Genomic DNA, 21,858 nt, shown 5'->3' with positions numbered 1-21,858 from the left:
CGGAGCGGACATGGCTGCCATCATCGACATCATCGGCCGGGAAATTCTGGACAGCCGGGGCAACCCGACGGTCGAGGTGGACGTGTTGCTTGAGGACGGCGCGCTGGGGCGTGCCGCGGTGCCCTCGGGTGCCTCGACCGGCGCGCATGAAGCGGTCGAACTTCGCGACGGCGGCCCGCGCTACAATGGCAAGGGCGTGCTGAAGGCCATCGAGGCGGTCAATGGCGAGATTTTCGATGCGATCGGCGGCATGGAGGCCGGCGAACAAATTCTGATCGACCGCACGATGTGCGATCTCGATGGCACGCCCAACAAGGCGCGCCTCGGTGCCAATGCGATCCTTGGCGTTTCGCTGGCTGTCGCGAAGGCCGAAGCGGCGTCTCTCGGCCAGCCGCTGTTCCGTTATCTCGGCGGGCCGGCCGCCCGCGTTCTGCCGGTGCCAATGATGAACATCGTCAATGGCGGCCAGCATGCCGACAACCCGATCGATATCCAGGAATTCATGATCATGCCGGTGGCAGCCGGTTCGATCGCCGATGCGGTGCGGATGGGCGCGGAGGTTTTCCATACATTGAAGGCCGAACTGAAGGCCGCCGGCCACAACACCAATGTCGGCGATGAAGGTGGTTTCGCACCGAACCTCGCCTCCACCGAAGAGGCGCTGGGCTTCGTGATGAGGGCGATCGAGAAGGCCGGATACAAGCCCGGCGACGACATCTGCCTTGCCATCGATGCAGCCGCGACCGAATTCTTCAAGGACGGCGTCTATAACCTCGAAGGCGAGGGCAAGAAGCTCGATGCCGGCGGCATGGTCGACTATTGGGCGGCGCTGATCGGCAAATATCCGATCGTCTCCATCGAAGACGGCATGGCCGAAGATGATTGGGCGGGCTGGAAGGCACTGACAGATCGCATCGGCGCGAAAGTTCAGTTGGTGGGTGACGATCTCTTCGTGACCAATACCGCCCGCCTTGCCGAAGGTATCGCCAGCGGCACGGCAAATTCGATCCTCGTCAAAGTCAACCAGATCGGCTCGCTGACCGAAACGCTCGGCGCCGTCGAAATGGCGCACAAGGCGCGTTACACGGCCGTCATGTCGCATCGTTCGGGCGAAACCGAGGACGCGACCATTGCCGATCTCGCGGTCGCCACCAATTGCGGGCAGATCAAGACCGGTTCGCTGGCGCGCTCGGACAGGCTCGCGAAATACAATCAGCTCATCCGCATCGAAGAACTTCTGGGTCCGTCGGCGGAATATGCGGGGCGGAGCGTCGTGAGGAGTTGAGGGCCGGACTGCCGCCTGTTAGCAAATGTCGCTTGACCGTTGGAATCGCTATATGATTCCCTGTTGTCTATGGAAAACGAGCTACTGATTCGAATCCGCGAGCCGATGCGCCTGAGACAGGCGCTGATCCCGTTGGTCTGTCTCGTCGTCCTCAGCTATTTCGCGTATCACGCCGTTTATGGCCGTCACGGCTTCATCGCCTGGCTCGATATCCAGAATCGGGCCGACACACTGGAGCACCAGCTTGTCGAACTGCGCGGACAACGTGAGCAGCTTGACCGGCAGGTCGCGCTGCTGCGGCCCGAAAGCCTCGATCCGGATCTGCTGGATGAGCGTGCGCGCGCGGCGCTTGGTTATGCGGGCGCCAACGAGCTTGTGATTTTCCTCGACCGCCGCTGATCCGTCACTGGAATGTCTTGCCGAGCCCCGACGTTAATTAACTGAAATTCAGTTAATTCGACGTTTTTGCATTGAAACCAAACCTTTATCATCCACTTCTAAAGTATGGTGAACGGGCTGGCGAACCGCGCTAGCCAGTGCGATGCCGCGTTTCAATGTCGCCGAGGCCCCCATATGGCGTCCCGAACTTCCAGTAAAGCCGCCGTCCGCAAACCGGCAAAAAAGCCGGCAGCGAAGCCGGTAAAAAAGAAAGACGCCGGTATGGACCTGTCGTCAAAGGCGGAACTGCAGGCCTATCGCGACATGCTGCTGATCCGTCGCTTCGAGGAGAAGGCAGGCCAGATGTACGGCATGGGGCTGATCGGCGGTTTCTGCCACCTCTATATCGGTCAGGAGGCGGTCGTTGTCGGTATGCAGATGGCGATCGAGGAGGGAGATCAGGTCATTACCGGCTATCGCGACCACGGTCACATGCTGGCCTGCGGTATGGATCCGAAAGGGGTCATGGCCGAACTGACCGGGCGCGAAGGTGGCTACTCACGTGGCAAGGGCGGTTCGATGCACATGTTCAGCCGCAACAAGAATTTCTACGGCGGCCACGGGATTGTAGGAGCGCAGGTGCCGATCGGCACAGGGCTCGCCTTCGCCAATCGGTATCGCGGCAATGATCGCGTCTGTCTTGCCTATTTTGGCGACGGCGCCGCCAATCAGGGGCAGGTCTATGAGAGCTTCAACATGGCCGAACTGTGGAGCTTGCCCGTCGTCTATGTGATCGAAAATAACCAATATGCGATGGGCACCAGCGTTGCCCGCGCGAGCGCCCAGACCAATCTCTCCAAACGCGGTGTCAGCTTCAACATTCCCGGTGAGCAGGTCGATGGCATGGATGTGCGCGCCGTCCGTGCGGCCGGAGAAAAGGCTGTTCAGTCCTGTCGTGCCGGCAAGGGCCCCTACATCCTTGAAATGATGACCTACCGCTATCGCGGTCATTCGATGTCCGATCCGGCGAAATATCGCGCCAAGGAAGAAGTGGCCCGAATGCGCCAGGAGCATGACCCGATCGAACAGGTCCGCACCCGCCTGCTGACCGGCAAGCATGTAACAGAGGATGAATTGAAGGAGATCGACAAGGAGATCAAGGCCATCGTCAACGACGCCGCAGAATTTGCGCAATTGAGTCCGGAGCCCGATCCGTCGGAACTCTGGACCGACGTGCTGGCGGGGGCCTGAGCGATGTCGATCGAAATCCTGATGCCCGCGCTTTCGCCGACCATGGAGGAAGGCACACTGGCCAAATGGCTGGTCAAGGAAGGCGACGACGTGAAGTCGGGCGACGTGATTGCCGAGATCGAGACCGACAAGGCGACGATGGAGGTCGAAGCGGCCGATGAAGGCACAGTCGAGAAAATCGTTGTGCCGGAAGGGACCGAGAACGTGAAGGTCAACGCCGTCATTGCCCTTCTGACAGGTGACGATGATCTACCGGCAAAGAAAAAGCCTGAACGGAACGCCGATGTTGCAGTAGAGCAGGTGACAAAACCGGACGAAAAGAAGCAGGAAAAATCTGCGGCGCCGAAGGCGCACATTGTCGAAGTGGCGGCCGATCCCGATTTACCCGAAGGCACGGAGTTCGTGAAGCAAACCGTTCGCGAGGCGTTGCGCGACGCGATGGCCGAAGAAATGCGCCGTGACGAAAACGTCTTCGTCATGGGCGAGGAAGTGGCGCAGTACGAGGGCGCCTACAAAGTGACGCAAGGCCTGCTCGCAGAGTTCGGCGACAGACGCGTTGTCGATACGCCGATTACCGAGCATGGATTCGCCGGCCTTGGCGTCGGCGCGGCCTTCGCCGGCCTGCGCCCTATCGTCGAGTTCATGACCTTCAACTTTGCCATGCAGGCCATCGATCAGATCATCAATTCGGCCGCCAAGACGCGCTACATGTCGGGCGGGCAGATGTCATCGCCCATCGTTTTCCGCGGGCCGAACGGACCTGCTTCCCGCGTCGGTGCCCAGCACAGCCATGACTATGCATCCTGGTATGCCCATATTCCGGGCCTCATCGTAATTGCGCCCTATTCGGCGGCGGATGCAAAAGGGCTCCTGAAGGCCGCGATCCGCGACCCGAACCCGGTCATCTTCCTCGAAAACGAAGTGCTTTACGGCAAGACCTTTGATGTCCCGAAGTTCGACGACTTTGTCCTGCCCATCGGCAAGGCGCGCGTAATGAAGGAGGGCAAGGACGTCACGCTCGTCTCGCACAGTCACGGCATCGTCTATTGCCTGGAGGCAATGGCGCGCCTGCAGGAAGAGGGGCTCGATGTCGAACTGATCGACCTGCGCACCATCCGTCCGCTCGACATCGACACGATCATCGCCTCCGTGAAGAAGACCAACCGTCTGGTAACGGTCGAAGAGACGTGGCCGGTGTGCGGCATCGGTGCCGAAATCGCCGCGCGGGTGCAGGCGGATGCTTTCGACTTTCTCGACGCGCCGATCCTGCGTGTGACGCAGAAGGACGTGCCGATGCCCTATGCGGCCAATCTCGAAAAGCTGGCGCTGCCCAGCGCCGATGATGTGGTGGAGGCGGTGAAAGCCGTCTGCTACCGCTGAGAGGGGGCCGGACATGCCGATCGAAATCCTGATGCCCGCGCTCTCGCCGACCATGGAGGAAGGCACCCTTGCCAAATGGCATGTGAAGGAAGGCGATGAGGTGAAGTCGGGTGACATCATCGCCGAGATCGAGACCGACAAGGCGACGATGGAAGTCGAGGCGGTCGACGAGGGTCGCATCGGGAAGTTGCTGGTCGCCGAAGGAACCGAGGGCGTCGCTGTCAACAAGCCTATTGCAATCTTGCTGGAAGAGGGTGAGAGCGCAGGCGACGTAAAAGCACAAAAGCCGGAGCGCTCGGAGAAGAAGTCCGCACCTGAAACCGCGCGGAAGAACGACGAGAAAAAAGAAGAGAAGAAGGTTGCGCCGCCCGTTGCCGCCGAACGCCCGCGAAAAGCGGGCGAGCGCATCTTCGCTTCGCCCTTGGCCCGACGCATCGCCGAACAGAGAGGCGTCGACCTCACCGCCGTAGAGGGCACCGGCCCGCGCGGCCGCATCATCAAGGTGGATATTGAGAGTGCGCAGCCAGGCGCACGGAAATCCGCCGCGCCATCGGCCGCCGCGGCGGCGCCCGCATCATCCGTCGATCCGCGTGCTTTCTACGAAGAGGGTGCCTACGACGAAATACCGCTTGACGGCATGCGCAAGACCATTGCCCGCCGTTTGACGCAGTCGATGCAGGAAATTCCGCATTTCTATCTGACGATCGATTGTGAATTGGACGAGTTGCTGAAGGCGCGCCAGAAGCTCAACGAGGAAGCGGGCGAGGGCATCAAGCTTTCGGTCAACGACTTCCTGATCCGCGCCTCGGCGCTGGCACTGGTGAAAGTGCCGATGGCAAATGTGAGTTTCGCGGGCAACGCGCTGCTGAAGCACAAACATGCTGATATCGGCATTGCCGTGGCGCTGGATGGCGGTCTCATTACGCCGATTATCCGCGCCGCCGAAACCAAGGGTCTTGCCGAAATCTCGGCCGAAGCGAAGTCGCTGGCCGAGCGGGCGCGCGACAAGAAGCTGAAACCGGCCGAATATGAGGGTGGCAGCTTCTCCATTTCCAATCTCGGCATGTTCGGCATCAAGCACTTCACGGCCGTAATCAATCCGCCTCAGGCGGCGATCCTGGCCGTCGGCAGGGGCGAGGACCGGCCGGTGGTGCGCAATGGCAAGCTCGAAGCCGCCACGGTGATGACCGTCACCATGTCCTGCGACCACCGCGCTATCGACGGTGCTTTGGGCGCACAATTTCTGCAGGCCTTCAAATCGTTTGTCGAATATCCGGCAAGGATGCTGCTCTGATGGCGGACAAAACCTACGACCTCGTTCTCATCGGTTCCGGTCCCGGCGGTTATGTCGCGGCAATCCGTGCCTCACAGCTTGGGTTGAGGACAGCGATTGTCGAACGTGATGACCTGGGGGGCATTTGCCTCAATTGGGGCTGCATTCCGACCAAGGCATTGCTTCGCTCTGCGGAAATTTATGAAACGCTCCATCGTCTCGACGAGTTTGGCTTGAAGGCGGAAAAGGTCGAATTCGATATCGAAGCTGTCGTCGCGCGCAGCCGCAAGGTCGCCGCGCAATTGTCGAACGGCGTCAAGTTTCTGATGAAGAAGAACAAGATCGACGTTATCCAAGGCACAGGCCGCCTCGCCGGCGCCGGCCGCGTGTCGGTCGAAAGCAAGGATGGCGAAAAGAGCGAACTCACAACGAAGAACATCATTCTCGCGACCGGAGCTCGGGCGCGCACAATTCCTGGCCTTGAGCCCGATGGCGAGCGTATCTGGACCTATCGCGAGGCGATGGCGCCGAAAACGATTCCGAAATCGCTGATTGTCGTCGGTTCCGGTGCCATCGGCATCGAGTTCGCGAGTTTCTATCGCGCCTTTGGTGCCGAGGTGACGGTGATCGAAATGCTCGATCGCATTCTTCCGGTCGAGGACGAGGAAATCTCGAAGGAGGCAGCGCGTGCCTTCAAGAAGCGCGGCATCCGCCTGCTGACGGGCGCGTCCGTCGAGAAGGTCGAGAAGAACAAGTCCGGTGTCATTGCGACGGTAAAGGCCGGCAGCAAGATCGAAACCATCGAAGCTGAAATCGTCATCTCCGCGGTCGGCATCGTCGGCAATGTGGAGAACCTCGGTCTCGAAGAAGCCGGCATCAAGGTCGAAAAGACCCATGTCGTCGTTAATGAATGGCTCGAGACGGGTGTGAAGGGCGTCTATGCAATCGGCGATCTGGTCGGTCCGCCCTGGCTCGCGCACAAGGCGAGCCATGAGGGCGTGCTGGCGGCCGAGCGTTTGGCGGGCCTGAAGGGCCTGCACCCCATCGACACGACGAAGATTCCCGGCTGCACCTATTCGACGCCACAGATTGCCAGTGTCGGTCTCACCGAAGCGAAGGCGAAGGAGCAGGGGCACGACGTCAAGGTTGGCCGCTTTCCCTTCCGCGCCAACGGCAAGGCCATCGCGCTTGGCGAAATCGAAGGCTTCGTAAAAACCGTCTTCGACATCAAGACAGGCGAGCTTCTGGGCGCCCACATGATCGGTGCCGAAGTAACGGAACTTATTCAGGGATTTGGCATCGCCCGCACATTGGAGGCGACGGAAGCCGACCTTATCCACGCCGTCTTCCCGCATCCGACGCTGTCCGAGATGATGGGCGAAGCCGTGCTCGACGCCGAGGGGCGCGTTCTTCATACTTGAACGAAACGGCCGCACGGGGAGGATTCATGGAAGGCGAAGAAAAAGCCGGCGCATCACCGAATGCGCCGAAGAACGCCGTCGTCATTTTGCTCGACAGCCTCAACCGTCACATGCTGGGCGCTTATGGCGGCACCGAATTCAGGACGCCCAATCTTGACCGCTTTGCGGCGCGCGCCACCCGCTTCACCCGTCATTACACGGGCTCCTTGCCCTGCATGCCGGCGCGTCACGACATTCTTTGCGGCGCGCTGGATTTTCTCTGGCGTCCCTGGGGCTCGGTCGAGATCTGGGAAGACGCCATTACCTATGAGCTGCGCAAGGCCGGTGTCGTCACGCAGCTGATTTCCGACCATCCGCATCTTTTTGAAACCGGCGGTGAGAACTACCACGTCGATTTCACCGCTTGGGACTATCAGCGTGGCCATGAAGGCGATGCCTGGAAAACCGTGCCCGACCCGAGCTGGGCCGGCGCGCCGAATTTCATGCGGCCGCACATGCCCTATGACGACTCGCGCGGATATTTTCGCGGCGAGGCCGATTTCCCCGGTCCGCGCACCATGGGTGCCGCGGCGCGATGGCTTGCCGACAATGCCGGCCGCCATGATCGGTTCATGCTTTTCGTCGACGAGTTCGACCCGCACGAACCTTTCGACACGCCAGAACCCTATGCGTCGATGTACGACCCGGATTGGGAGGGCGCACACCTGATCTGGCCGCCTTATGTGAAAGGGGGCATCGAGAAGGGTGTCATTGATGCGCGGCAGGCACGGCAGCTGCGCGCGTCTTACGGCGGCAAGCTGACCATGATCGATCACTGGTTAGGCAAGGTGATGGATGAGCTCGATCGTTGTGATTTGTGGAACGATACGCTGGTAATTCTCTGCACCGATCACGGCCACTATCTGGGTGAGAAGGACATTTGGGGCAAGCCGGGCGTGCCTGTCTATGAAACGCTCGGTCATATCCCCTTGATGATTGCCCATCCGGGTATTGCGCCCGCCACGTGCGACGCGCTGACCACCAGTGTTGATCTCTTTGCCACGCTCGCCGACCTGTTTGGTGTCACTGTCCGCCAGCGTACACATGGGCGCTCTCTGCTTCCGCTGCTTCGCGGCGAGGCGTCAGGTATCCGTGACTGGTTGTTGACCGGCGTTTGGGGCCGCGAGGTTCACTATATCGACGGCCAATGCAAATATGCCCGTGCACCAACCGGCGACAACGCTCCGCTGGTGATGATGTCGAACCGCTGGTCGACCATGCCGACGCACTTTCTGACACGCGATAAGGAATTGCCGCTGCCCGACGAACGCGCCTTTCTCGATCGGATGCCGGGTAGCGGTGTTCCCGTCATCCATCAGCGCTGGGAGAAGGGCGATGCCATCCCGTTCTGGGCGCGGACACAATTTTCAGGCGATCATCTTTACGATTTGGAAGATGATCCGGCGGAGGAGCGAAATTTGGCGGGAACGACGCTGGCAGCCGAATATCAGGAACGGCTACGTGCGGCACTGGTCGAAATTGATGCCCCGAATGCCCAGTTTGAGCGTCTCGGGCTCGGTTGAATACTTACCGAGATAGCAATTTTTTAACTCCCGCGACCCTAGGATTGTGGCCGGAGGCAGGACAATGGCGGCTGGTGTCGAAACGCATCAAACAGGTGAGTCCGGCATCGACTACGACGTGGTCGAGGCGGCGGAGCCGGAGCATCCGAAGTGCCGGTTCATGCTCGACTATTGGCGTGCTCGCTGCCAACCGGACGGAATGCCGTTGCGCCGCGACTTCAATCCGCTCGATATGCCGAAGCTCATGGGTGGCATGTTCGTCGTCGAGCCGGTCGATGGCGGAACCGACATGCGCTACCGCCTGATCGGCGCTGCCAACGTGCGCCGGCTCGGCATGCCGTTCACGGGCCGGTTGTTCTCCGAATGTTACGCGCCGCCGATGGCGGCAAGCCAGATCGTCCTTCACAACCGCGTTATGAATGACCGCAAGCCGGCTGTGCTGCGTGGCCGTTTCGTCGGCGTCGACCTTGAATATATTCAGCTGGAGGCGATCTACCTTCCGGTAGCGGCCGATACCGGCTTTCAGGTGATCGGTGGGCTCTACGACATGGCCCTGCTGGACTGACGGAAAGCCCGCGATTTCGAACCGATTTGCTTGAATCGGGCCGAGCGTCTATCCATGTCCTGATAAGATTGTCTGAGCAAAAACATGGTCACCGTCATTGATAAGCTGAAGGCTGCCGACGCGCGGCCACGGCATCCCGAGAAGGCCAACCGGCCCGACACGCCGATCCTGCGTAAGCCCGAATGGATTCGCGTCAAGGCGCCGGGCTCGCCGGTCTATACCGAGACTAGGCGGATCGTCCGGGCGAACAACCTCGTCACTGTTTGCGAGGAAGCCGGGTGCCCAAATATCGGCGAGTGCTGGACCAAGAAGCACGCCACCATGATGATCATGGGCGACACCTGCACGCGCGCCTGCGCTTTCTGCAATGTCAAAACCGGCTTGCCGGCACCGCTCGACGCAGAAGAGCCGGAAAACGTCGCCAATGCGGTGGCGAAGCTTGGCCTGCGCCATGTCGTCATCACATCGGTCGACCGGGACGACCTCGGTGATGGCGGTGCGCGTCATTTCGTTGAAGTGATCGAGGCGATCCGCCGCCGTTCGCCCGGCACCACGATCGAGATTCTGACACCCGATTTCCTGCGCAAGGACGGCGCACTCGAAATGGTGGTTGCCGCTCGACCCGACGTCTTCAACCACAATCTTGAAACGGTGCCGCGGCTCTATCTCAATATCAGGCCCGGCGCGCGTTATTTCCATTCATTGCGTCTTCTCCAGCGCGTCAAGGAAATCGACCCGACGATCTTCACCAAGTCCGGCATCATGGTTGGCCTCGGTGAAACGCGCGAGGAAGTTTTGCAGGTGATGGACGACATGCGTTCGGCCGGCATCGATTTTCTGACCATCGGCCAGTATTTGCAGCCGACGCGCAAGCACGCGGCAATCGATCGCTTTGTGACACCGGACGAATTCAAATCCTATGAGACGGTCGCCCGCACCAAGGGCTTCCTGCTGGTTTCCTCAAGCCCGTTGACTCGCTCGTCCTACCATGCGGATGAGGACTTCGCCCGACTGAGCGCCGCGCGCAATGCCGCGCAGCCGCAGACCTAACCCTCATGCCCGCCCACGAGCAAACCCGCGACGTTCCCTACGCGGCGGACGACATGTTTGACCTTGTCGCCGGCATCGAACGCTATCCCGAGTTTCTTCCTTGGTGCGGTGGCGCACGCATCCGCCGCCGCGACACGATTGACGGCAATGAAGTGTTGCTTGCCGACCTGATTATTTCCTACAAGCTCTTCCGTGAGCGCTTCACCAGCAAGGTCACGCTCGATCGCGCGACGCGTCTGATCGACGTCGCTTATGTCGAGGGTCCGTTCCGACACCTTCACAACAAATGGCAGTTCGAGCCGCTGCAAGGCGGCGGCACACGTATCCACTTTTTCATCGATTTCGAATTTCGCAGCCAGATGTTGCAGAAAATGATGAATGCGGTTTTTGCCAAGGCGTTCGGCCGCCTGATGCAGGCCTTTGTCGATCGCGCCGACGCAGTATACGGCCGGCGTGCCGCGCCAGCCTTCGGCCCTCCGGTTACATCGGCGGAATAGCCGCCCTCACATCATTCGCCGCACGAGGTTGAGCGCCGTCTCGATGCTTTTGAGACGGATTTCCTCGCGCCCGACATCGCCGAAACGCTGCATCTCGTGAAGAATGCTACGGCCCTGTCGCGCTGCGCCGAAATGAACGAGACCGACCGGCTTCATCGGCGTCCCACCGCCGGGCCCGGCGACGCCGGTTACCGAGACGGCGATATGCGCGCGTGAATTCCTGAGCGCTCCCTCAGCCATGGCCCGTGCCACCGGCTCCGACACCGCGCCGAAGTCGGCGATGAGATCGCCCGGCACGTCCAGCATGTCGCGTTTGGCTTCGTTCGAATAGACGACGAAGCCGCGCTCCACCACATCCGACGATCCGGCGATCTCGGTCAGAAGACCGGCGATCAATCCGCCAGTGCAGGATTCGGCTGTCACGATCTTCAGTTTGGCCTCGCGCGCATCTGCCAGCGTCAGCTCAGCGAGATGCACCAGGCGGCGCGGGAAAATGCTCATGTGACGAACCCGATCAGAATGTCGCAAAGGATGAAGGCGAGTACGGCATAGATCGCGGCGACGATGTCGTCCGCCATGACGCCGAAGCCGCCCTTGAAACGCCGCTCGACCGCGCCGATTGGCCAGGGCTTCCAGATGTCGAAAAGACGAAACAGCGCGAAGCCGGCGAGCCAGTTGATGGGTGACATCGGCAGCGCCGCGAGCACCAGCCACATGGCGGCCACTTCGTCGATCACGACTTCAGCGGCATCTTCGGTTCCGCCCGCCGCGCAATACCGCTCCGAGGCCCATATGCCAGCAGCGAATGCGGCAAGCGCCGCCAGCAGCAGCGCTGGTGCGCCGAGGAAATGGACGATTGCGACGGCGAAGGGTATCGCGGCAAGCGATCCCCATGTGCCGGGTGCCGGACGGATCAGCCCGGCCCCGAACCATGTTGCCACAAGGGCGACAGGATGGTGAAAGGCAAGGCCGGCGGGCAGGGCGGTGAAGCGGCTCATCCGAATATCAGCGTTGCAACGGCCTGCGCGGCAATACCCTCGCTGCGCCCGGTGAAGCCCAACCCTTCGGTCGTCGTCGCCTTGACGCTGACGCGGGTGCGGTCAAGGTTGAGAATTTCGGCGACCCGGTCCCGCATCGCTTCGACATGTGGGCCGATCTTCGGCCGCTCGCAGATCAGCGTCACGTCGAGATTGGAAATTCGCGCTCCGGCGCGGGCGGCAAGATCGCCGGCATGCGCGAGGAAGATATCGGAGGCGGCGCCTTCCCATTTCATTTCTTCGGGCGGGAAGTGCTTGCCGATATCGCCGGCGCCGATAGCACCCAGTATTGCATCGGTCAGCGCATGCAGGCCGACATCTGCATCCGAATGACCTGCAAGCCCCGCTGAATGCGGGACCCGGACACCACACAGCCAGACATGGTCGCCCGGTTCGAAGCGATGCACGTCGAAACCGGTGCCTGTGCGCGGTTCGCCGCCACGGGCCAGTATTCGCGCCGCGCGGGCCATGTCGGCCGCGTCGGTGATTTTGATATTGTCCTCGTCGCCTTCGATCATCGCCACATCGATCCCCGCCGCCGTCGCCACTTCGACATCGTCCGTAACCGACTGATCCACCACGCCCCGATGCGCGTCCAGAATAGCCTCGAAATGAAATCCCTGCGGTGTCTGCGCGCGCCAAAGGCCATCGCGGGGCACTGTTGGGCCCGCTTGCCCGTCCACGGAGCGCCGAAGCGTATCGGTCACCGGGAGCGCGACCAGAACGCCGCGATACGTGGCCAGCGCTTCGATGCAGTCCGAGATCAGCATTGAGGAAGCAAAGGGCCGAGCGCCGTCGTGGATCAACACCAGGGTTGGCGCGCGCGCGACAAGCGCTTCAAGTCCGGCCAGTACCGAAGCCTGTCGTGTCGCACCGCCGAGGCAAGGCGGCAGAAGCTTGGGCAGGCCCGCCGCGGCCGCCTCGTATTCGGTGCGATCATCCGCATGGATTACGGTCAGAACGTCGTCGACGCCGGGATGGGAAGCAAAGGCAGCAAGCGTCCGTCGCAACACCGGCTCACCGCCAAGCTGGCGGTACTGCTTCGGCGCGCCCGGCCCGGCGCGGCTGCCGCGGCCGGCCGCCACGATGAGAGCGACGACGGTCATGTCTGCTCGTTTCGCACCCCGAAGGAGCTTTCGCAAGCGGATTTGAGCCTGTCGATTTGCCTTGCCGAAACTTTGGGCAGACGCTATTTTGGACAAAATTTGTGCAATGTCTATTGGTGCCTAAAGTTTGACCATATCGATTGGCAGGCATGTCTTGGCAAACCCGGTGCTGTTGGCCCCAATGGCCGGCGTGACCGATCTGCCGTTCCGCCGCGTGGCCCACAGGCTGGGGGCCGGCCTCGTCGTCTCCGAAATGGTGGCGAGCGACGCGTTGGTTCGTGAGAGGCCGGACGTCGTGCGCCGGGCGGCGGGGGCGGGCGAGGTCGAGCCGCTGGCGATCCAATTGGCCGGCCGCGAAGCGCATTGGATGGCCGAGGGCGCCAGACTGGCCGCTGCCGCTGGTGCCGACATCATCGACATCAATATGGGGTGCCCCGCCAAGCAGGTGACGACGGGCCTGTCGGGTTCGGCGCTGATGCGCGACCTCGACCATGCCGAAAGCCTGATCGAGGCGACGGTCGGCGCGGTTGAGGTTCCGGTCACACTGAAAATGCGGACGGGCTGGGACGAGGCCACACGCAACGCGCCGGAGCTGGCGTATCGTGCCGAGGCCGCTGGTGTGAAAATGGTGACCGTGCACGGCCGCACCCGCTGCCAGTTCTACAAGGGTCGTGCGGACTGGAATTTTATCGCCGAAGTCAAAAGCGCTGTCTCGATTCCCGTCATCGCCAACGGCGACATCACGAGCGAGGAAGACGCGCGCGCCGTCCTTGATGCCTCGGGCGCCGACGGCGTGATGATCGGACGGGGTGCGCAAGGCCGCCCCTGGTTCCCGGCGCAAGTCGCTCACTACCTGAAAACCGGCGATAAACTTTCGGCACCGTCATGGGACGAACAACACGGCATTGTCACGCGCCACTACCGCGACATGCTTGATCACTATGGCGTGGCGCTGGGGCTGCGCGTCGCCCGCAAACACCTGGTCTGGTATCTCGAAGAGGCCGCGCGCCGTTTCCCGAACGAAGCATTGATCGCCAAACGAACCATCGTGCACTTGAGCGATCCGGCCGAAGTGCTGGACACGCTCGATGTGTTTTATGAAGAGGCCGGCCGGCGTGAGCCCGCTTCGGCTTCGAGGGAGGCCGCATGATGTCTCAAGCCGCGCAATCTTCTCCCGCCGGGGCACTGCCCGAAGCGTCGGTTATCCTGAAATCGATCCCCCATCCGGTGATCCTTGTCGACCGCAACAGCCGCATCGCATATGTCAACGACAGCACCGAAGAATTTTTTGCCGCCAGTTCCGCCATGTTGGTTGGGCATCCGTTGAGCGACGTCGTCGCTTTCGGCAGCCCCGTCCTGTCGCTGATCGAGCAGGTCTTCGAACGCGGCGTTTCGGTCAACGAGTATGGAGTCGAGATCGGTACACCACGTATGGGTGACCGCCAGGTCGATATCCAGGTAACGCCGCTCATCGAATATCCAGGCCACGTGCTGCTGCTTCTGCAAGTCCGCACCATGGCGCACAAGATGGATCGCCAGCTGACGCATCGCAGTGCCGCCCGCTCGGTCACCGGCATGGCCGCAATCCTTGCGCATGAGATCAAGAATCCGCTTTCGGGCATTCGCGGTGCGGCGCAATTGCTGGAACTGGCGGCTTCGACCGAAGACAAGACGCTGACGCGCTTGATTTGCGAAGAGACCGACCGTATTTGCAAGCTGGTCGACCGCATGGAGGTCTTCTCCGACGAGCGTCCAGTACCGCGCGAGCCGGTCAACATTCATTTGGTTCTGGGTCATGTAAAGCAACTCGCGGCGACGGGATTCGCGAAGGGTATCCGCATTGTCGAGGAGTACGACCCCTCATTGCCACCCGTGTTGGGCGACAAGGATCAGTTGATTCAGGTCTTTCTCAATCTGGTCAAGAACGCCGCCGAAGCGATCGGCAGGCCCGAAGGCGAGATTGTCCTGACCACAGCCTACCGGCCCGGTGTTCGCCTCTCGATGCCGGGCAGTCGTGACCGTGTCAGCCTGCCGCTCGAAATCTGTGTGATTGATGACGGCCCCGGCGTATCGCCGGACATACTGGAACACCTCTTTGATCCTTTCGTGACCACCAAATCTTCGGGCACCGGCCTCGGTCTGGCGCTGGTGGCCAAGATCATCGGTGATCATGGCGGGATCATCGAATGCGAGAGTTTGCCGCGTGGCACGGTCTTTCGTGTCTTGTTGCCCATGCATACCGGCGCCACCGTGACCGACGGCGATCTGCCGCACTGACAGGAGAATTTAGATGCCGAGTGGAACCATTCTCCTTGCCGATGACGATGCGGCGATCCGCACCGTTCTCAATCAGGCGCTCGGCAGGGTCGGCTACGATGTCCGCTCCACAGGGAACGCAGCAACGCTCTGGCGTTGGGTCAGTCAGGGCGAGGGCGATCTCATCATCACCGATGTGGTGATGCCCGACGAGAACGCGTTCGACCTGATCCCGCGCATCAAACGTGCGCGCCCGGAACTGCCGATCATCGTGATGAGCGCACAGAACACACTGAAAACCGCGATCATGGCGGCGGAGCGCGGCGCCTACGAATATCTCCCCAAACCCTTCGATCTCAACGAACTGATCCGCGTCGTCGACCGGGCCTTGACCGCGCCGCGCGAACCGGCCATCGCCCGCCAGCAACCCGAGGAAGACGAAAAGATCCCTTTGATTGGCCGGTCGCCGGCCATGCAGGATATATATCGCGTGTTGGCGCGTCTGATGCAGACCGACCTTACCGTAATGATTTCGGGTGAGAGCGGCACCGGCAAGGAACTGGTGGCCCGTGCGTTGCACGACTACGGCCGTCGCCGCAACGGTCCCTTCGTCGCCGTCAACATGGCCGCCATCCCGCGCGAACTGATCGAGAGTGAACTCTTCGGTCACGAGAAAGGTGCGTTCACCGGTGCCAGCCAGCGTGCTACCGGACGCTTCGAGCAGGCCGAGGGCGGCACGCTCTTTCTCGATGAGATCGGCGATATGCCGATGGAAGCGCAAACCCGGCTTCTGCGCGTGTTGCAGCAGGGCGAATACACAACCGTAGGTGGTCGGACACCGATCAAGACCGATGTTCGCATCGTCGCCGCTACCAATCGCGATCTGCGTCAGCTCATCAATCAGGGCTTGTTCCGCGAAGACCTGTTTTTCCGGCTGAATGTCGTGCCGATCCGCCTGCCGCCGTTGCGCGAGCGCTCAGAGGATATTCCGGATCTCATTCGGCACTTCCTGGGGCAGGCCGAGGACGAGGGGCTCCCGCCCAAGACGATCGACGCCGACGGCATGGAACTGCTGAAGCGTTATCGCTGGCCGGGCAATGTCCGCGAACTGGAAAATCTGGTGCGCCGTCTCGCGGCCCTCTACACCGAGGAAATCATCGGTGCATCGATCCTCGAGAATGAGCTGGCCGAGCCCGACTTCGGCAGGTCCGCCGAACAACCGGCCATCGATGAGCCGCTCGGCGCCGCCGTCGAGCGCACGCTCGGGCGCATCTTTGCCGCGCATGGCGACGCCCTTCCGCCGCCGGGTCTCTACGACCGACTGTTGCAGGAGGTCGAGCGGCCCTTGCTGGGCATGAGCCTGGCGGTCACGCGCGGTAACCAGATCAAGGCCGCGCATCTGTTGGGTATTAACCGTAATACCTTGCGGAAGAAGATCCGCGAACTCGACATTCAGGTCATACGCGGGCTGAAATAGCCATGATTTCGATATCTGGTACTGATGTAATCCGGCAACATTGTTGTTGAACGGTACCGATTCCCGATACAGAATGCCGCCTTGCCGCATCAGAGCGTTGCGGATTAGGCACAGGACCTGACACAGGCAAGACAAGAACCTGTGTTCGGTCTTGGCCAGACGGAACGGGGCTCCGCATGAGACCCGCTCGGGAAACAAAATGACGACGACAGACCGGATCGACGCGTCGCCAGGCTGGGAAGGCCGGCTTTGGCAGTTGTTGGGACGTCGCGGCTTTTCCGCAGGCGTGTCGGTCGGGCTTGTTGTTGCCGCCGTTCTGCTCGGCTCATTTACCTACATGCTTTTGACCGGGTTGACCCCTTTTTCACCAACGCGGCCAGTCCTGATTTTGCTGCTTTTGGCCAATCTCACGATTGTCCTTGTGCTGTTCGGGCTGATTTCGTGGCGCGTTATCCGCTTGGTCATGGCGCGTGTCAGCGGCACGACGGGCGCCAAGCTTCACGCGCGGCTGGTGACAATGTTCGCCATTGTTGCCGTGATGCCGGCCATCATCGTGGCTGCATTCGCCGCAATGACGCTGAACCGTGGTCTCGATACATGGTTCAGTGAGCGCGTTCAGCTGATCATTTCGAATGCCGAGACTGTTGCTGAAGCCTATCTCAACGAACATCACCACGTGTTGCGTGGCGACTCGCTGGCCATGGCAAACGACATCAATCGCAATTCGGCCTTGATGACCAGCAATCCCGGAATTTTCTTTCAGCTTGTTTCCGACCAGATGCATCTGCGCGCGCTCAACGGTGCCTATCTGATTGGTTCAGACGGCCGTATTCTGACCAAGGCTCGTGGAAGCGTTGAACTGGGAAAGCCGCCGCCCGAACTTTTTGAGGCAGCCGAAAAAGGCGATGCGGCGTTATTTACAGTGGACGACCACAGCCAGGTCAGGGCTTTGGTGACGATCCCGACACTCGATGACACTTATCTTTATGTCGCTCGGCTGGTCGATGCGCGTGTCCTCGACCATCTTGCTGAAACGCGCGCGGCGGTCGACGAGTACGAAAGTCTTGAAAGTCGCCGCATACAATTTCAGGTTACTTTCGCTTTGATCTACGTGATATTCGCCCTGATCATGCTTCTGGCGGCGATCTGGCTCGGGCTTTGGGCCGCGAACCGCATTGTCGACCCGATTTCCGAGCTGGTGCGCGCGGCAGAACGGGTCAGCGCGGGCGACCTGCGTGCGCGTGTGAATGTCGGTGCGACCGGTGACGAACTCGACATGCTGACGAGCGCCTTTAACCGCATGACGAGCCAGCTTGAGAGCCAGCGCAACGACCTTGTTGCAGCAAATCACCAGCTTGATGAGCGTCGTCAGTTCACGGAAGCAGTTCTGTCCGGCGTCAGCGCCGGCGTACTCGGGCTCGACAATGAAGGTCGGGTAGCTCACGCAAACAGGGCAGCCTTGCATTTCTTTGGTAAGCGGGAGCTGGGCGTGGTTGGGCTCGACATCTCGACGACCGCGCCGGAAATGTCAGCCGTTGTTGAGGATGCCCTGGCGCACCCGGAGCGTCGGGCACAGGCCCAGGTCATGATCCATAGCAACGGACAGGACCGGACATTGAATCTGCGTATCACGCGTGAAGTTACCGATTCAGGACAAGGTGGATTTGTTCTGACATTCGACGACATCACCGAGCTTGTCCGTGCCCAGCGCACCTCCGCATGGGCGGATATCGCGCGGCGCATTGCCCATGAGATCAAGAACCCTCTGACACCGATCCAGTTATCGGCAGAGCGTTTGCGGCGCAAATACGGCAAGGAAATCAAATCGGATCCTGAGGTTTTCGAACAATGCACGGCAACGATCATTCGTCAGGTCGCAGATATTGGGCGCATGGTCGATGAATTTTCCTCGTTTGCCCGCATGCCGGTGGCGGTAATGAAACCTCTTGAAATCAATGAAGTCCTGCGTCAGGCCGTTTTCCTTCAGCGTGTCGGGCATCCGGATATCGAATATCGTCTCGATATACCGGACGATCCGGTTGTTCTTGAATGTGACGGGCGCCTCGTCAGTCAGGCGCTGACCAACATTCTGAAGAATGCCGCAGAAGCGATCCGTGGTCACGACGAGGGAGAAGAAGGCGGTTCGCTGTCCGGCCACGGTGGCGATACGAAGATCGGCCGCATTCAGATAGCGTTGACGGCGGATGACGACCGGGTCGAGATCAGGGTGACCGACTCGGGCTGCGGCTTGCCCGAAAGCGACCGGACGCGTCTGACCGAGCCTTACATGACGACCCGCGTCAAAGGTACCGGTCTCGGTCTCGCGATCGTCAACAAGGTGATGGAAGAGCATGGCGGCGATTTGATTCTGGAAGATGCGCCGCGAATTGAGGAATGGGATACAGGCGCACGCATACGTCTGGTGTTTCCGCGTCGCCACACGGTGGCGCCCGATGAGACCGGCGGATTTGCGATCGACCGGATCACCGGCAAGAACGAAGAAAAAGAGGCTGTGAATGGCGTCTGATATTCTTATTGTCGACGACGAGGGTGACATCCGCGAACTGGTTGCGGGCATTCTGAACGATGAAGGCTACGACACCCGGAGCGCCGCCGACAGCGACCGCGCGCTGGCGGCCATTGAGGCACGCCGTCCCGGTCTTGTCATCCTCGACATCTGGCTGCAAGGCAGCAAGCTCGACGGACTTGAGCTCCTCGACATCGTCCGCGAGCGTCATCCGGATTTGCCAGTGGTCATCATCAGCGGCCACGGTAATATTGAAACGGCAGTCTCCGCGATCAAGAAGGGGGCCTATGATTTTATCGAGAAGCCCTTTAAGGCCGACCGGCTGATCCTGATTGTCCGCCGCGCGCTGGAGGCTTTTCGCCTGCGTCGGGAAAACAGTGAACTGCGCGCCCGCGCTGGCGATGACACGACGCTGATCGGTTTTTCGCCGGCCATGGCGCAGGTGCGCCAGATCATCGACAAGGTGGCGCCCACGGGCAGCCGTGTTTTGATTACCGGCCCCTCCGGATGTGGCAAGGAGGTCGTGGCGCGTCTTCTTCATGCACGGTCCCGGCGCACCGCCAATGCCTTCGTCGCCATCAATGCCGCCAACATGGCGCCCGAGCGCATGGAAGTGGAATTGTTCGGCACCGAAGAAAGTGCAGCCGGTCCGCGCAAGGTGGGCGTATTCGAACAGGCGCATGGGGGCACGCTGTTTCTCGACGAAGTCGCCGAAATGCCGATCGAAACGCAAAGCAAGATTCTGCGTGTGCTGGTCGAGCAGACCTTTGAACGCGTTGGCGGCGGGCCGAAGGTGAAGGTCGATGTGCGCGTCGTCTCTTCGTCGAGCCGCGATCTTCTGGACGAAATCGCCAAAGGCCGGCTTCGCGAAGATCTATTTCATCGTCTGAATGTCGTCCCGATCAGCGTGCCGCCCTTATCGGCGCGGCGCGAGGACATACCGCTGCTGGTTGAATATTTTATGGGGCAAATCTCGAACGCCACCGGTCTTCCGCCGCGCCGGGTTTCCGATGACGCGCTGGCGGCGCTTCAGGCTCATGATTGGCCGGGCAATGTCCGTCAACTGCGCAACAACATTGAGCGTTTGCTGATTCTGACTTCAGGCGATCCGAATGCCGTCGTTACCGCGGACATGCTGCCGGCCGAGGTCGGCGCTTCAGCTCAGATGACCGTCAACGGTGCCGGCGGCGAGCACATAATGGCATTGCCCCTGCGCGAAGCGCGAGAAACCTTCGAACGTGAATATCTGATCGCGCAGATCAGTCGCTTTGGCGGTAACATTTCGCGCACGGCCGCATTCATCGGCATGGAGCGTTCGGCCTTGCATCGGAAGCTGAAATCTCTCGGTGTCGCTGCGGCCAACCGGATCGACATACCGGCATGATCCTCCCGCGAACCGAGGCAAGACCATGAAAGTGATCATCTGCGGCGCCGGTCAGGTCGGGTTCGGCATCGCGCGCCAGCTCGCCGCCGAACAGAACGATGTGACCGTCATTGATCAGTCGCCACAACTGGTCCATCAGATCTCGGATGCGCTCGACGTCCGGGCAATTGTCGGTCATGGCGCGCATCCCGACGTTCTGGAGCGCGCGGGTGCAGCGTCGGCCGACATGTTGATTGCGGTCACGTTCCATGACGAAGTCAACATGATTGCCTGTCAGGTGGCGCATTCGCTTTTTCATTTGCCGACCAAGATTGCCCGAATTCGGGCCCAATCCTATCTGCAGCCGGGATTCCAGGACCTGTTTTCACAGGACCATTTGCCGATTGATGTCATCATTTCGCCGGAGCTTGAAGTCGGCAAGGCCGTGCTGCGCCGTCTTGCCGTCCCCGGCGCCCTCGACATTCTGAATTTTGCCGATGGCAAGGTGAGCGTCGTTGGCGTGTCACTGGAAGAAGACTGCCCGATCGTCAACACGCCGCTGCGGCAACTCACCGATCTGTTTCCGGACCTGCGCTCGCGTGTCGTCGGTATCGTGCGCGGTGGCGAGTTGTTTGTTCCGCAGAGCGACGACCAGATGCTGGTCGGCGACGTTGCCTATTTCGCCGCCGATGTGCGCGATGTGCGCCGCACGCTCGGCATTTTCGGTCATGAGGAAAAAACCGCGCGCCGCGTTATCATTGTCGGTGCAGGCAATATCGGCCTCTATGTCGCCCGGGAGCTTGAGGAAAATCACCCCGGCGTTCGCGTCAAGGTGATCGAAAGCGACCGTGAGCGCGCCATTTATGTTGCCGACAGGCTGAAACGCACCATCGTGCTGCATGGCGACGGGCTTGATCCCGAACTGTTGCAGGAGGCAGGCGTCGGCGAAACCGAAATTCTGGTGACGCTGACCAACAGCGATCAGGCCAACATTCTTTCGTGTGTCGTTGCCAAGCGCGAAGGCTGCTCGCGCACCATGGCATTGATCAACAACAACACCTACGCACCGCTGATGCGCTCGCTCGGCATCGACGCCTTCATCGATCCGCGCGGCACCACCGTGTCCTCGGTCCTTCAGCATGTGCGCCGTGGCCGTATCCGCGGCTTGCAGTCGGTCCATGATGGCGCCGCCGAAATCATCGAGGCGGAGGCGCTGGAAACGTCAACGCTGGTTGGCCAGCCATTGCGCGAGGTCAAATTGCCTGATGGCATCCTGGTTGGCGCCGTAATCCGCGATGGCGAGGTCATCATTCCGCGCGGCGGCACTGAAATTGAAGCCGGAGATCGTGTCGTCCTTTTCGCCCGTTCCGATCAGGTCAAGAAGGTCGAACAGATGTTCCGCGTCAGCCTTGAATTTTTCTGAAGGTCGC

At 60.8% G+C, this 21,858-nt stretch carries 19 protein-coding genes; 16 read left to right on the top strand and 3 right to left on the bottom strand.

All coding sequences use genetic code 11. From position 1 onward, the window contains the following. Positions 1-10 precede the first annotated feature (10 nt). From eno to Q7V31_RS16220, 10 genes are all read left to right on the top strand, one after another. Positions 11-1,285, top strand: coding sequence for a phosphopyruvate hydratase (gene eno / locus Q7V31_RS16265; RefSeq protein WP_304735845.1), 1,275 nt, complete (start codon positions 11-13; stop codon positions 1,283-1,285). A 69-nt stretch (positions 1,286-1,354) separates the two neighbouring features. Beyond that, positions 1,355-1,684, top strand: a complete 330-nt coding sequence (locus Q7V31_RS16260) for a septum formation initiator family protein (RefSeq protein WP_304735844.1) — start codon at positions 1,355-1,357, stop codon at positions 1,682-1,684. A 174-nt stretch (positions 1,685-1,858) separates the two neighbouring features. Beyond that, entirely contained in the window at positions 1,859-2,914 is a 1,056-nt protein-coding gene (gene pdhA, locus Q7V31_RS16255) for a pyruvate dehydrogenase (acetyl-transferring) E1 component subunit alpha (protein ID WP_304735843.1), read from the top strand. 3 nt (positions 2,915-2,917) lie between these two features. Then, the gene (locus tag Q7V31_RS16250) at positions 2,918-4,294 is read left to right on the top strand and encodes a pyruvate dehydrogenase complex E1 component subunit beta (protein ID WP_304735841.1); all 1,377 of its coding nucleotides are present in this window, start codon (positions 2,918-2,920) and stop codon (positions 4,292-4,294) included. A gap of 13 nt (positions 4,295-4,307) precedes the next feature. Further along, positions 4,308-5,588, top strand: coding sequence for a pyruvate dehydrogenase complex dihydrolipoamide acetyltransferase (locus tag Q7V31_RS16245; protein ID WP_304735839.1), 1,281 nt, complete (start codon positions 4,308-4,310; stop codon positions 5,586-5,588). Then, positions 5,588-6,988: a dihydrolipoyl dehydrogenase gene (lpdA, locus tag Q7V31_RS16240; protein ID WP_304735837.1), complete on the top strand. Its 1,401-nt coding sequence runs from the start codon at positions 5,588-5,590 to the stop codon at positions 6,986-6,988. Before Q7V31_RS16245 ends, lpdA begins: the two co-directional genes overlap by 1 nt. Before the next feature lie 26 nt (positions 6,989-7,014). Then, positions 7,015-8,550, top strand: coding sequence for a sulfatase (locus tag Q7V31_RS16235; RefSeq protein WP_304735835.1), 1,536 nt, complete (start codon positions 7,015-7,017; stop codon positions 8,548-8,550). A 64-nt stretch (positions 8,551-8,614) separates the two neighbouring features. Continuing rightward, complete coding sequence (locus tag Q7V31_RS16230; RefSeq protein WP_304735832.1) at positions 8,615-9,115, top strand: PAS domain-containing protein; 501 nt, start codon at positions 8,615-8,617, stop codon at positions 9,113-9,115. An 84-nt stretch (positions 9,116-9,199) separates the two neighbouring features. Next, positions 9,200-10,165, top strand: coding sequence for a lipoyl synthase (gene lipA, locus Q7V31_RS16225; protein ID WP_304735829.1), 966 nt, complete (start codon positions 9,200-9,202; stop codon positions 10,163-10,165). A 5-nt stretch (positions 10,166-10,170) separates the two neighbouring features. Continuing rightward, positions 10,171-10,662, top strand: coding sequence for a type II toxin-antitoxin system RatA family toxin (locus tag Q7V31_RS16220; RefSeq protein ID WP_304735827.1), 492 nt, complete (start codon positions 10,171-10,173; stop codon positions 10,660-10,662). Positions 10,663-10,668: 6 nt separating this feature from the next. Here the strand turns inward: Q7V31_RS16220 and Q7V31_RS16215 are convergent, their stop codons facing one another. The 3 genes from Q7V31_RS16215 to Q7V31_RS16205 are packed head-to-tail and all read right to left on the bottom strand — an operon-like array spanning position 10,669 to position 12,805. Then, a complete protein-coding gene (locus Q7V31_RS16215; protein ID WP_304735826.1) occupies positions 10,669-11,163 on the bottom strand; it encodes a CinA family protein in 495 nt (164 codons plus the stop codon). Further along, positions 11,160-11,660: a phosphatidylglycerophosphatase A gene (locus tag Q7V31_RS16210; protein WP_304735823.1), complete on the bottom strand. Its 501-nt coding sequence runs from the start codon at positions 11,658-11,660 to the stop codon at positions 11,160-11,162. The genes Q7V31_RS16215 and Q7V31_RS16210 overlap by 4 nt, the downstream gene beginning before the upstream one ends. Next, positions 11,657-12,805 (bottom strand): bifunctional 2-C-methyl-D-erythritol 4-phosphate cytidylyltransferase/2-C-methyl-D-erythritol 2,4-cyclodiphosphate synthase, encoded by a 1,149-nt coding sequence (locus Q7V31_RS16205; RefSeq protein WP_304735820.1) that lies wholly within the window; start codon positions 12,803-12,805, stop codon positions 11,657-11,659. The genes Q7V31_RS16210 and Q7V31_RS16205 overlap by 4 nt, the downstream gene beginning before the upstream one ends. Before the next feature lie 127 nt (positions 12,806-12,932). Here Q7V31_RS16205 and dusB point away from each other — a divergent pair, with 127 nt between their 5' ends. The 6 genes from dusB to trkA all read left to right on the top strand — a co-directional run bounded on the left by dusB (position 12,933) and on the right by trkA (position 21,851). Beyond that, positions 12,933-13,955, top strand: a complete 1,023-nt coding sequence (gene dusB, locus Q7V31_RS16200) for a tRNA dihydrouridine synthase DusB (protein ID WP_304735816.1) — start codon at positions 12,933-12,935, stop codon at positions 13,953-13,955. After that, positions 13,952-15,082 (top strand): nitrogen regulation protein NR(II), encoded by a 1,131-nt coding sequence (locus Q7V31_RS16195; protein WP_370690672.1) that lies wholly within the window; start codon positions 13,952-13,954, stop codon positions 15,080-15,082. The genes dusB and Q7V31_RS16195 overlap by 4 nt, the downstream gene beginning before the upstream one ends. 13 nt (positions 15,083-15,095) lie before the next feature. Further along, positions 15,096-16,538, top strand: a complete 1,443-nt coding sequence (gene ntrC / locus Q7V31_RS16190; RefSeq protein ID WP_304735813.1) for a nitrogen regulation protein NR(I) — start codon at positions 15,096-15,098, stop codon at positions 16,536-16,538. Between the two features lie 199 nt (positions 16,539-16,737). Further along, positions 16,738-19,065 (top strand): PAS domain-containing sensor histidine kinase, encoded by a 2,328-nt coding sequence (locus Q7V31_RS16185; protein WP_304735810.1) that lies wholly within the window; start codon positions 16,738-16,740, stop codon positions 19,063-19,065. Further along, the gene (locus Q7V31_RS16180) at positions 19,055-20,449 is read left to right on the top strand and encodes a sigma-54 dependent transcriptional regulator (protein ID WP_304735807.1); all 1,395 of its coding nucleotides are present in this window, start codon (positions 19,055-19,057) and stop codon (positions 20,447-20,449) included. The genes Q7V31_RS16185 and Q7V31_RS16180 overlap by 11 nt, the downstream gene beginning before the upstream one ends. 25 nt (positions 20,450-20,474) lie before the next feature. Then, a complete protein-coding gene (gene trkA / locus Q7V31_RS16175; protein ID WP_304735804.1) occupies positions 20,475-21,851 on the top strand; it encodes a Trk system potassium transporter TrkA in 1,377 nt (458 codons plus the stop codon). Positions 21,852-21,858: the final 7 nt, after the last annotated feature.

This window comes from Parvibaculum sp. (assembly GCF_030651915.1).
Lineage (GTDB): Bacteria > Pseudomonadota > Alphaproteobacteria > Parvibaculales > Parvibaculaceae > Parvibaculum.
This window is presented reverse-complemented; position numbering and strand designations above follow the sequence as displayed.